Below are 11971 nucleotides of genomic sequence, written 5' to 3' on the forward strand. Positions count from 1 at the left end.
AAATTGGGTGATTAATCGCCGATTGATGGGTTTGTTTTGGTGATGTTGGGTTATTTTTGCTCGGTTGAGTCATCGGTGATGTTTATTGCTAAGTGGTTGTAATATATTGAGGCTAGAAATATATTGCATTGAGCGAATATTGTATAAAAAAGGATATGCATCAGTGAGAGCGAACAAAGTAGCATTAGTTGTTAGTATGCTATTTGCTATCGCAGGGTGTCAGAGTACACCTTCCGAGCAGACAGAAGCGAATCAAACCACAAACAACAATAATGGGTCAACAGTCGAGATCCGTTCTTTTCATTCTGTCGAAAGCGTTTACTCCGAGTGGGAAGCGAAGCTTGAAGACTATGCGCAGTTGTCTCTCTATGCTCCAGAGAATTACAATGAACTGTTAGACGCATGGGATGATGCTGAAAGCATTTATGCGGACCTACTGAAAGACAAGTCTCGGCTCACTCAGAGTTATTCGATTTTTTCGAGTTTAACGTATGCCGAAGCTTTTGATGAAAAAATTGCTGTGATCAAATCAAACTATGACTCGATTTTAGTATTAAAGACAAAAGCGGATCGAGTACTTGCCGATTCGATAGCGCAAATGGAGTACCTTAAGTTTCTTGGTGCAGATACCATGTTTACATCGCGCTATAAGACGTTGTATTCAGAATACAGCGAATTATTTGAATACGTACTCGTTGATGAACTTGAAGACGCTCAAGAAGCGCAGGTGGAATTTCTCAATAATGCTCGCTTATTAGAAATAAAAGTCGCGCATAAGAAATACATCGAACCTTTGAAGGACGAATTAGAGTTCTTAGAGGATGAAGACTTTGATGACGTTGTTCCATTAACGTTTGCTAAAGCGACTTCTCGAATCGTGTTGGCCGAAAATCAAGTGAAAGCAAGCCCACGTGAAAAGTCTATCATTGAAGACGCGGTTCACGCTGCGGAGTTTGAGTTGAACCACGTGCGCAGTGTCGCTCATGAAGTAAAAATGCTTGCGAGCGTGAAAGGGGATAAGTTCGAACAATCCGTTTTGAATGCTGAGAATCAGCTATTAAGCATTTCACAAGTAGTGAATGATGAAGATTACCGCGATGTTGGGTTGCGTCAACAATCTCAGAAGATTGTAGAGAGCGTTAAAGCACTAAAGAGCTTAGACATGACCTCGTTGTTGAAATCTGAGATCGAAGCTTTGACCGAGCAGTTAGCTAAGTTAGAAAGTCAGAATCAGCAGCAGGTACAACAACTGTCTGAGGCGACCAAACATAATGAGCTATTAGATGAGCAGATTACCAAAAGTGATGATCATATAAAAAGCTTGGAAGAGTTGGTGGACAGTTTGAAAAGCTTAGGTGGTAAAATGGCCAATGAAAGCGATGCTGACGTAGTACCTTCTAACGTTGAATCTAATCTTGAAGATGCGGCTTTAGAGCAATCATCAGAAGAAGAGATTGAGCCTTCGGTTTAGCATAACTAATTTTGTATATTTGTTGTGATTGAGTTGAAAGCGCCTAATGGCGCTTTTTTATTTGTGGAAAACCTACTTCTTTATTTCTCTAATGATCATTTAAAGACTTAACAGCGTTAATCAAGATGTGGACATATGTCTTTGAAATCAAGCAAGGTTCAATAACAATGATCTTTCCAGTGGTTAAAATGGACAAAAAAGGATCGTGGTGTTTTTGGTTATCCACATTTTCTGTGGATAACCTGTATCAAATTCAGTGAGTAACCAGTTTCTTGGTTGGGGGGAGGTCAGTGCTCTGGCTTTACCTGAGCAAGGACTCGACCTTCTTTTGTTAAAGTAGTCTTCAATGAAAGGTGAAGAGCCAGTGCCAGAGAGCAGCTCATCATCACGAAAATCGCCAGCATGATCATCAGTTGATATTTAATCGCGATCATTGGCGAAGCGCCACCCAAAATCTGACCTGTCATCATTCCAGGTAGTGTCACTAAGCCTGTGGTCGCCATAGAGGCCATAATTGGAGACATCGCTTTCTGTATCGCATTGCGCACAAAAGGTGCAGCAGCATAGGTTGGAGACGCGCCTAATGCGATTGCCGCTTCATATTCTGATTTCTGCGTTTCAAAAGCACCAAACAAATTCTGCAATGCCACTATATTACTGCTTAAACTATTACCCAATAACATACCAGCAATGGGGATAAGGTATTGCGCGTTGAAAACAGGTGTCGGCTGAATGATGAAAAAGCAAATAAACAAGACAATAGGAACACAGGTGAGCGTAAGGCTCACAATGACCGGTGCTAAAAGTAGGTTCTTAGGTAGCTTCGACTTTTCAACAATCGAGCTCGCTCCCACTACGATCATAACGAGTAACCACAACAAATTGATCCACAAGCTGTTTAAAGTGAACAAATACTCTAAGTAAAGACCGACAAGAAATAGCTGCACAACCATCCGAGTAATACTAATAGTTGCCTCTTTGCCTAGACCGAGTCTCAGCTTTTGATTGATGGCAGTGGGTAGTATGAGAAGTAAACTGAATAGCAACAACTGCCACCAAGATATATCAATAACGTCTTGCATAATACTTCCTTTTAAGTGGGCCTCCATCATATCTGAAAGTGTCAAATGATGCATTTCAGCTTCAAATCTATCGATTAAAATAGCTCAATTATTTAACAAGCAAAGTACAAAACATGGGTCGTTTTAGGCTTTTTTAGCGACTACTTAATAGGTGGTTTGTTAATGGCTCTTATGATTTGGTTTCTTAATTGTTGGCATTTAACAAATCTAACACATGCTTAATTTTTCATATTTGTTAATACTTTTTAATAACTTTAATTAACTAAAAACAAGTTTGGATGAGCTCAAAAAAGTATTGATTATCAAGGGTAATAAGGGGGTATTTGATTGAACCCTACTTTATGTATGGTTTAAGATTTGTTGTTAGATACGCAATAACTTTAGCTTCTTAGAATGGGCTACTCGAAATTACTAGATACAAAATAGGCAAAATGTATGAGTGATGTTAATAAAATTAAAACTGGCGAAAAACGCTCGTTGGAGTGGAAGTCTTTCCTCTTCATCGCGGTGGTTCTCTTTCCAATATTAAGTGTGGCTTTTGTAGGCGGTTATGGCTTCCTAGTTTGGGCATTGCAAGTGTTTGTATTCGGACCTCCTGGTGCTCATGGCGGCATGTAATGCCCTCTAGTAACAACATTTTTGAAATCAATATTTAAGAGAGCTAAACATGAAATCATTTTTAGTGAAATTATGGCGCACAATGACTCGCCCAGCAGTACACATCAGTCTTGGTGTGTTAACTATGGGTGGCTTTATCGCCGGTGTTATTTTTTGGGGTGGTTTTAATACTGCGTTAGAAGCAACGAACACAGAAGAATTCTGTATAAGCTGTCACACCATGCGCGACAATGTGTACGTAGAACTGCAAGAAACCGTTCACTGGAAAAACACATCTGGTGTACGTGCCACCTGCCCTGACTGTCACGTTCCACATGAATGGACAGCAAAAATTGCTCGTAAGATGCAAGCATCTAAAGAAGTCTTCGCTCAGGTATTTGGTGACCTAGATACCCCTGAGAAATTTGAAGCTCGCCGTATCGAACTGGCTAAACACGAATGGGATCGTTTCTCTTCGAACAAATCTCTAGAGTGTAAAAATTGTCACAACTACGATTCAATGGATTTCGACAACATGCGCCCAACAGCGCGCATCCAAATGAAGAACGCCGCTGAGCGTGATCAAAGCTGTGTTGATTGTCACAAAGGTATTGCACACAACCTTCCATTAGATATGGAATCGGCAAGTGGTATCGTTGGTGAGCTTGAGCAAGTTGCGGGTAGCACGTCTTACTCTGAAGGTAATGAGGTTATCTCAATCCGTCACCTTCCAATGTACACGGATGAAACGGCTGAAGTTGAAGCGGGCCTGCTCAGCCCAGCGAGTAAAGTAGCCGTGATCGATGAAAAAGGCGACATGATCAAGATTCAAATCGACGGTTGGCGTAAAGCCAAGGGCTTCGGGCGTGTCATCCAAGAAGACTTCGGTATGAACATCTCAACCGCGATCTTGACGAAAGATGTCTCACAAAGTGACGTAATCACTGTTGGTGAGAAGAAAGAAGATGAGCTAACGGGCCTACCGTGGGAGGAAGTTAACCTAGCACTTTGGATGAAGAAAGAGTCTATGGTTGATGATTTCGGGCCAATCTGGAACGCTGCTGGTCAAGCGTATCAAACCAACTGCTCAACTTGTCACTCACAACCCGATGAAGCTCACTTTAGTGCTAACAGTTGGGTAGGCATGCTAGATGGTATGATCGCATTCGTTAACTTCGATACCGATACAGAAGCACTTGTTCTTAAGTATCTACAGAAGCACTCATCAGATTTTTCTGAAGGCCATCACTAATAAGACGTCAATTGGAGTAACACAATGGCAATTACAAGAAGAAGTTTTCTGAAAGGTGTCGCTACTACAAGTGCGGCATCTGTTATTGGCCCAAGCTTATTGGCGTCAGCGTCGGCTTCAGCAGCAGAAACTGATGGTACGTGGAAAGTCTCTGGTTCTCATTGGGGGGCATTCCGAGCTCGTGTTTATGCGGGTAAAGTACAAGAAATTAAGCCTCTCGAAATCGATCAACATCCAACGGAGATGTTGAAAGGTATCAAAGGTATTATCTACAGCCCATCACGTGTGCGTTACCCAATGGTTCGCCTAGATTGGTTGAAGAAGCACAAGTACAGCGCAGACACGCGTGGTAACAACCGCTTTATTCGTGTGACTTGGGAGGAGGCACTGGACCTTGTTTACCGCGAATTAGAGCGCGTACAGAAAGATTACGGTCCATGGGCACTTCACACTGGTCAAACTGGTTGGAGGCAAACAGGTCAGTTCCACAGTTGTACTAACCACATGCAACGTGCAATGGCACTTCACGGTTACTCTGTGAAGAAAATCGGTGACTACTCAACAGGTGCTGGTCAAACGATCATGCCTTACGTGCTAGGTTCTACTGAAGTTTACGCGCAAGGGACATCTTGGGAACTCATCCTAGAAAACAGTGACAACATTGTTCTTTGGGGTAACGATCCAGTGAAAAACCTGCAAGTAGGTTGGACATGTGAGACTCACGAGTCGTTCGCATACCTAGAACAGCTGAAAGAGAAAGTTGCTAAGAAAGAGATCAACGTTGTTTCTGTTGACCCTGTTCAAAATAAAACAGGCCGTTACTTAGAAAACGAGCAAATGTACATCAACCCACAAACTGATGTGGCGTTCATGCTGGGTGTTGCTCACGTTCTTTACAACGAAGGCCTATACGACAAGAAGTTCATCGATACTTACTGTCTAGGTTTTGAAGACTTCATCAAGTACGTTCAAGGTGAAACGAAAGATAAAGTTGAGAAGACTCCGGAATGGGCTTCCGCTATCTGTGGCGCAAGCGCGGACTCAATTCGTGATTTCGCTAAGATGCTGGTTAACGGTCGTACACAGATTCTTGTTGGTTGGAGTATCCAACGTCAAGAACACGGTGAGCAGCCTTACTGGATGTGTGCCGTTATTGCAGCAATGGTTGGCCAAATTGGTCTTCCAGGCGGTGGTATCTCTTACGGTCACCACTATTCTGGTATCGGTGTATCTTCAACTGGTTTCGCTGCTCCGGGTTCATTCCCTTTGAACATCGATCAAGGTCAATCGCCTAAGCATACCAATACAGATTACAACGGTTATAGCCGCGTAATTCCGGTTGCTCGCTGGGTAGATAGCTTGTTAGAGCCAGGTAAGAAGATCAAAGCGAACGGCTCTACTGTAACGCTACCAGATATTAAGATGATGGTATTCAGTGGTAACAACCCGTGGCACCACCACCAAGATCGCAACAAGATGCGTAAAGCATTCAAGAGCCTACAAACTGTAGTGGCTGTTGATTTCGCTTGGACTGCAACTTGTCGTCACTCTGATATCGTGCTTCCAGCATGTACTCAGTGGGAACGTAACGATATCGATGGCTACGGCGCGTATTCTGGCCGTGGTTTGATCGCAATGCACAAGCTAGTGGATCCTCTGTTCCAGTCTAAGACTGACTTCGAGATCATGTCTAGCCTGACTAAGCGTTGGGGGCGTTACGACGATTACACACGTGGTATGGACGAGATGCAGTGGGTTAAATCTCTGTACGACGACTGTCGCGCTTCAAATGAAGGTAAGTTCGAAATGCCTGAATTTGCTGAGTTCTGGGAAAAAGGTTTCCTAGACTTCGGTAAAGGTCAGCCATGGACTCGTCACGCTTCATTCCGTGAAGATCCTGAGATCAATGCTCTAGGTACACCTTCTGGCTTCATTGAAATTACAAGTCGCACTGTTGGCAATATGGGTTACGAGCACTGTCAAGAACACCCAATGTGGTTTGAGAAATCGGAACGTTCACACGGTGGTCCAGGTTCTGAAAAACACCCGTATTGGCTACAATCTTGTCACCCGGATAAGCGTCTTCACTCTCAGATGTGTGAATCTGAAGAGTGGCGTGCGACTTACGCGGTACAAGGCCGTGAGCCAATCTACATCAACCCAACAGATGCCAAGAAAAAAGGCATCAAAAATGGTGACGTAGTACGTGTGTTCAACGACCGTGGTCAACTACTAGCAGGTGCTGTTCTGATGGATAGCTATGCCCCTGGTGTTGTACGTATCGAAGAAGGTGCTTGGTACGGCCCAATCAACGAGAAAGTGGGCGCACTAGATACATACGGCGATCCAAACACTCTAACTCAAGATATTGGTACGTCTGAACTTGCTCAAGCAACGTCAGCAAACACGTGTTTGGTTAACTTCGAAAAGTTCCAAGGCAAACTGCCTCCAGTCACTTCATTCGGTGGTCCAATCGAAGTCGCTTAAGCTTCTCGATTAAGAGCAGAGATTGAAGCTTGAATTAAAGCCCCTGTAAGCGTTCTTACAGGGGCTTTTTGTTTTTCTAGTATACATCGTTGGGATTTCTAACTAAGCATTGTAATAGCGCCAAGAGGGGCGTTTTTGAGATAGGCTGTAACGTGCTGTTTGAGGTAGGCTGTAGAAGCATGAAGGGAATGTACAAAGAACCTGTTGTAAGGGCTTAGGCAGATGGAAACAAAAAGGCCGATACAAAGTGCCGACCTAATAGAAACCTATGGAGTAAAGCTAAAACCTTGAAGATAAACCTAAGCTTCGAACGTAAACCTAAAGTTCGAACATAAACCAATAACCGTATGCACAAATCAAAGCGGGGACACTGGAGTACACCGTCGCGATAAGCGCTGCTTTAGGTGCCATGGCAATCGCAGGGAATAGCGCATCACCATCATTTGAAATCGCATTACCAACCTGAGCCGAAAGTGGCAGTGCGCCGGAAAGGTACAAGCTAGTGACCAATAATTGCGGTCCACAGCCCGGTAGTAATCCCATCAATACGCCCGCCAGGGGGAGCATGATCCCCCAACTTGAGAAAAGCGTCGCAAAATCTACATTTGCTAGCACTGAGCCAAATTCAAAGAAAAGAAAGGCAACCACAACCCAAGCTGTTACGAAATTGGTGTCTTGAGCAGTTTTCTGCAGTGGATGAGAGCCTACACACTTCTCATCTTCACTGACGGCTGATTGGTAATCTTCAATTTCACGAGTCAGTCCCCATAGAAACATTGAGCTAATCAGTAAAATTGTTCCCGCCCATTCCATCGACATTTCAGGCAACGCGAGTAACTCGTTGACATCCACTTGAAAAGAGCCAAGTAGAGCCACTGCAGCGCCGGGAATAATCAGCACCGACCATAGGTAGCCTTGCAGGTTGATCGCCTTTTTAGAAACGGCTTCTTTGCCTTGGGATTGAGATGAGCAACAGCGAACGGCTTCATTTTGCTCAGCCTGTTTTGGACGTAAAAAATCATCCGCATGGAACAGGTTAATGATTCGGCCTGACGCTGTACCGACAATCACGCCCATTGCCATCATGGCTAAACCGGTTTTGGGTTCACTTGCTATCAACAAGAAGGCGGCATCGCCCATGGTGGAGACAAGAACAGCAACAACCGCACCAAACCCGAGCTTGCCGGATATAAATTGCGTAGTAACGACTATCGCACCACCACAACCAGGCAATGCACCCATTAGCGCAGCAAACACCACTTGATTCGAACGAGATTGATGTACGAGCTTATTGAAGACGTTGTCTTTGTTGATGTAAAGGCTTAACCAGTGGTAAATAGCCAAGGTTAAAGCGACATAACAAGACACGGCCCAAAACGCGTCTGACAGGGTAGTGACTGTCAAGTCTCGTGTGGCTGGAGCTGCAACTAGGGCGGCAAGTGATATAGGCAGTAGCAGTCGCTTAAATGACAGTGAAAACTGAGTTGTTTTCGAAGCACGACTGCTTGGCAAAAAAGAGATTAGTCGATCCATAGGTGTTACCCAAAATTAGTGGCCTAATATAAATATATACGAATGATAATAATTATCAATTGCGTTTGTTGTTTTTTTTATCTATTGATACCATTGGCTAAACCTAGGAAACATGACCAATCTAAAAAAATGAGGTAAAGTATGGCTAATAAAGAGAGGCTCTAAAGGTAGAGTCATAATTGTTAGTGTAATAGGAAGAAACATGATTTTAGTTGTTGGTCACAAAAACCCTGATAGTGACAGTATTTGTAGTGCGTTAGTTGCAACAGAGCTTCTTAAAGCTCGTGGCGAGGAAGCGACACCAATTCGCCAAGGCGAGATCAACCGCGAAACTCAACACATTCTAGAAGTCGCTGGTGCTGAAAAGCCAGAGCTTCGTACTTCTGTTGCTGGTGAGAAAATCTGGCTAGTTGACTACTCAGATCTAGCGCAAGCACCAGACGATGTTGCTGATGCAGAGATCGTAGGTATTGTCGATCACCACCGTCTAGGTGACGTGATGACAGTTAACCCTATGGAAGCTTGGATCTGGCCTGTTGGTTGTACAAACACTGTACTTTTCAACATGTTCAAGATTGAAGGTCACGCTATCTCTCAACAAATCGCTAAGCTAATGATGTCTGCAATTCTTTCAGACACCGTTGGTTTCGCTTCTCCAACATGTACTCAAAAAGACAAAGACGCGGTTGCTGAACTTGCTGAAATCGCAGGGGTAGAAGACGTTGATGCATTCATCAAAGCACTTCTAATCGCTAAGACAAACATCGAAGGCCTATCTGCTGCAGAGCTAGTAGAGAAAGACCTTAAAGGCTACCCATTCAACGGCCGCGATGTTGTTGTTGGTCAAGTTGAACTTGCGACTCTTGAGCAAGTAGACGGTATGATCGAAGCTCTAGAAGCAGATCTTGAAGAGCGTTGTGAGAAAGCCGGTCTAGCATTTGCTGCGGTAATGCTAACGGACATCACTACTGCGCAAACTCGCCTTCTTTACAAAGGTGAGTGGGCTGAGAAATTGGTTAAGCACGAGAAAGACGGCATATTGATGATGGAAAATACACTAAGCCGTAAGAAGCAAGGCTGGCCTTGGCTACAAGGTGAGCTTGTTTAATCAAGTCACTTAAATAACAAACGCCTGCTTATTTAGCAGGCGTTTTTCTTTGAAGTAGCCTTTCTTCTCAATAGAAATATTTGAAGTTAATACTACTCAGCATAAAATGAACAAAGTTACTGACTAACGTAGGAAATTAAGATGACTACACAGCTAGACGATAAAAAAATCGCTGAAATTAATAAGTATACGGGTGAGGAACGCCTTAAATACTGTGTGAAAGAAATCGTAGCAAACCGTGAAGTATGGATCTTAACCGATGAACACGGTTGTGTAATGCTAAACACAGAAGATGAAGACTGTGTTCCAGTATGGCCAAATCAAGAGTTTGCTGAGTCTTGGGCAACGGGCGATTGGTCTGAATGCAAACCTGAGTCTATCTCGTTGAATAAATGGCATAGCCGTTGGACTAACGGTTTAGAAGAGGATGAACTTGCTGTTGTGGTGTTCCCGAACGAGCAAGAAGAAGGGGTTATCTTGTTCCCTGATGAGTTCGATTTTGAGTTGAAAAAGCAGTCTACTAAGCGCTAAGTTTTTCGTAACATCATAAGTTAGCGTTGCCTTCTGTTAGGGAGCGCTTTAGTTCTGTTTTATTACTTCATCTCTCCGAAGAAAATAGAACCACCTTTATTTTTTCTTAATCGTCTTAGCTTTTATTAGGTATATTGGCCTAGATTTGGTCTCCATATAGATTCGACCGATGTATTCTCCGAGAACCCCTATACTAATCAACTGAACTCCACCAAAAAATACAATCGCAACAAATATGGAAGCAAAACCATCTGTATCACCACCCGTAATGAGGGTGTACAGAGTAATATATCCTCCATATATAAAAGCGATACTGGAAAAAACAAACCCAAGAAACCCCCAAAATCGCAGCGGAACGGTACTGAAGCTGGTTAGGCCATCTAAAGCATGACAGATAAGCTTTGTATAATTGAATTTTGTATTTCCAGAGTGGCGCTCTACTCTGTCAAATTCAATAATAGCGACATCGTAACCAACCCATGATAATAACCCTTGCATATATCGGGAGCGTTCTTCTAAGGTGTTGATAGCGGCAACAACATGTTTACTCATTAATCGGAAATCCCCAACATTTGAATGAAGGTGCTGGTCTCCGACCTTGTCCATTAAGTAATAGTAGAAGGTTGCTGAGTTTCTTTTAAGCCAAGAATCTTTTGATCGATTACCTCGCTTAGCGAGTACTATGTCTTTACCTGATTGCCATAGTTCGATCATTTTTGGAATTATATTGGGTGGATCTTGCAGGTCAACATCCATAGGTATTACGGCGTCCCCTTTAGCGTAATTGAGTCCTGCTGTCAGTGCTGCGTCTTTACCAAAGTTTCTAGTGAAGGATATAAACTCAATGTTGTTATATTCTTCCTTAATTCGTTTTATTTTTATTAAAGTCGAATCAATAGACCCATCATCGATAAATATTATCTCGAAGTCATAATCTAATTGATCAAAAATTTTTGATATTTCTGATGTAAAAGGACGTAGACTATTTTCCTCGTTAAATACAGGGCATATTATGCTTATGATTTTACTCATCTAAAATCCTTTTATAGATTGTAAACTCCATATCCTTGTATTTTCTAATCATGATCGTATCAAATATTTCGTATTTATTTAATTCTTCAGAGATTACAGAGTTTGTCCTAATGAAGCCTATAAATGAAAACCCTGAAGGTAGTCTTTTAAGTTCTTCACTTGTTTCTATGATTATTATTTCAGGGGAATTAGACACGATGTCATTTTTTATAGATTCTATAACTAGTTTTAAAACATCCCTGCTTTCCTCATTCTCACTATTAACATGGTTAGGTAATGACCACATCGCAGGAAACTTGTTAACCCATTGCAACTGGCTATGCCTAGCTATCGAATTTATAGGGTAAAGTGTTGTTGTTATTGCGAATACTTTATCTTGAGGATTGGAAGACAATGCTATTGAATCAAATAGAGGTGATAAATGACGGTTTTCTTCGTTATCCAAAACTATACTAATTAAGCTGTCCATATTTTTGTGGTTGATAGATAAATCACTGCTTGGCAGGACATTGTAATAACTCATGCTATGTAAATAAGCAAGGGAAAAAATGGCTAAAGATAGTGGTATTATATCTTTGAATCTTCCTTTGCTACGTAAATTTTTTATTGATAAATACATCAATAAAAACATAAAGAACAAGGTTAAATTAGCGCTCAGAAGTAAGTGATAGCTGAATCCGGTTCTCCCTATTAAAAAAGTTAAAATAGAAGATAAATACATCAATATTAAATAAGTTACTGTAGTTATTAGAGGTGAGTTACAACTGCATGTATAGATATACCTTAATGGAAGAAAAGTTATGAGTAGCAGGATGCTGGGTAATAAAAATAGGTCTTCTATTGAAATAAAATAAGATGAGTAGGATATAGATGCTAAT

The 11971-nt window shown here is 42.1% G+C and carries 10 protein-coding genes; 6 read left to right on the forward strand and 4 right to left on the reverse strand.

The genetic code is table 11. The features are described from left to right. Positions 1-163: 163 nt before the first annotated feature. Complete coding sequence (locus OCT63_RS12790) at positions 164-1471, forward strand: ATPase (protein ID WP_269983848.1); 1308 nt, start codon at positions 164-166, stop codon at positions 1469-1471. 287 nt (positions 1472-1758) lie between these two features. Here the strand turns inward: OCT63_RS12790 and OCT63_RS12795 are convergent, their stop codons facing one another. Beyond that, positions 1759-2553 carry an ABC transporter permease gene (locus OCT63_RS12795; RefSeq protein WP_269983849.1) on the reverse strand — a complete coding sequence of 265 codons (795 nt, stop codon included), beginning with the start codon at positions 2551-2553 and terminating at the stop codon, positions 1759-1761. Between the two features lie 435 nt (positions 2554-2988). On the opposite strand from OCT63_RS12795, the gene torE reads away from it, so the two are divergent. Genes torE through torA form a run of 3 tightly spaced genes read left to right on the forward strand, consistent with a single transcriptional unit; the run spans position 2989 to position 6889 of the window. Further along, positions 2989-3171: a trimethylamine N-oxide reductase system protein TorE gene (torE, locus tag OCT63_RS12800; RefSeq protein ID WP_017057083.1), complete on the forward strand. Its 183-nt coding sequence runs from the start codon at positions 2989-2991 to the stop codon at positions 3169-3171. A gap of 49 nt (positions 3172-3220) precedes the next feature. Further along, entirely contained in the window at positions 3221-4402 is a 1182-nt protein-coding gene (gene torC / locus OCT63_RS12805) for a pentaheme c-type cytochrome TorC (protein WP_060468018.1), read from the forward strand. A gap of 24 nt (positions 4403-4426) precedes the next feature. Continuing rightward, complete coding sequence (torA, locus tag OCT63_RS12810; RefSeq protein ID WP_269983850.1) at positions 4427-6889, forward strand: trimethylamine-N-oxide reductase TorA; 2463 nt, start codon at positions 4427-4429, stop codon at positions 6887-6889. A gap of 318 nt (positions 6890-7207) precedes the next feature. On the opposite strand, the gene OCT63_RS12815 is transcribed toward torA, so the two are convergent. After that, on the reverse strand, positions 7208-8422 hold the full coding sequence (locus OCT63_RS12815) for a putative manganese transporter (RefSeq protein WP_161686056.1): 1215 nt from the start codon (positions 8420-8422) through the stop codon (positions 7208-7210). Between the two features lie 202 nt (positions 8423-8624). Here OCT63_RS12815 and OCT63_RS12820 point away from each other — a divergent pair, with 202 nt between their 5' ends. Continuing rightward, on the forward strand, positions 8625-9530 hold the full coding sequence (locus tag OCT63_RS12820) for a manganese-dependent inorganic pyrophosphatase (RefSeq protein ID WP_161686054.1): 906 nt from the start codon (positions 8625-8627) through the stop codon (positions 9528-9530). Between the two features lie 141 nt (positions 9531-9671). Further along, positions 9672-10061 (forward strand): DUF2750 domain-containing protein, encoded by a 390-nt coding sequence (locus tag OCT63_RS12825; protein ID WP_161686052.1) that lies wholly within the window; start codon positions 9672-9674, stop codon positions 10059-10061. Between the two features lie 96 nt (positions 10062-10157). On the opposite strand, the gene OCT63_RS12830 is transcribed toward OCT63_RS12825, so the two are convergent. Further along, positions 10158-11093, reverse strand: a complete 936-nt coding sequence (locus OCT63_RS12830) for a glycosyltransferase family 2 protein (protein ID WP_161686050.1) — start codon at positions 11091-11093, stop codon at positions 10158-10160. Next, on the reverse strand, positions 11086-11971 hold an 886-nt coding region (locus tag OCT63_RS12835; protein ID WP_269983851.1), incomplete at its 5' end, for a hypothetical protein. The genes OCT63_RS12835 and OCT63_RS12830, both read right to left, overlap by 8 nt.

Source organism: Vibrio sp. RW, assembly GCF_027587105.1.
Classification (GTDB): Bacteria; Pseudomonadota; Gammaproteobacteria; order Enterobacterales; family Vibrionaceae; genus Vibrio; species Vibrio toranzoniae.

Coding starts and splice junctions, on each gene's coding strand:
- OCT63_RS12795 (WP_269983849.1), bottom strand. CDS start 2,553: ATGCAAGACGTTATTGATATATCTTGGTGGCAGTTGTTGCTATTCAGT.
- torE (WP_017057083.1), top strand. CDS start 2,989: ATGAGTGATGTTAATAAAATTAAAACTGGCGAAAAACGCTCGTTGGAG.
- torC (WP_060468018.1), top strand. CDS start 3,221: ATGAAATCATTTTTAGTGAAATTATGGCGCACAATGACTCGCCCAGCA.
- torA (WP_269983850.1), top strand. CDS start 4,427: ATGGCAATTACAAGAAGAAGTTTTCTGAAAGGTGTCGCTACTACAAGT.
- OCT63_RS12815 (WP_161686056.1), bottom strand. CDS start 8,422: ATGGATCGACTAATCTCTTTTTTGCCAAGCAGTCGTGCTTCGAAAACA.
- OCT63_RS12820 (WP_161686054.1), top strand. CDS start 8,625: ATGATTTTAGTTGTTGGTCACAAAAACCCTGATAGTGACAGTATTTGT.
- OCT63_RS12825 (WP_161686052.1), top strand. CDS start 9,672: ATGACTACACAGCTAGACGATAAAAAAATCGCTGAAATTAATAAGTAT.
- OCT63_RS12830 (WP_161686050.1), bottom strand. CDS start 11,093: ATGAGTAAAATCATAAGCATAATATGCCCTGTATTTAACGAGGAAAAT.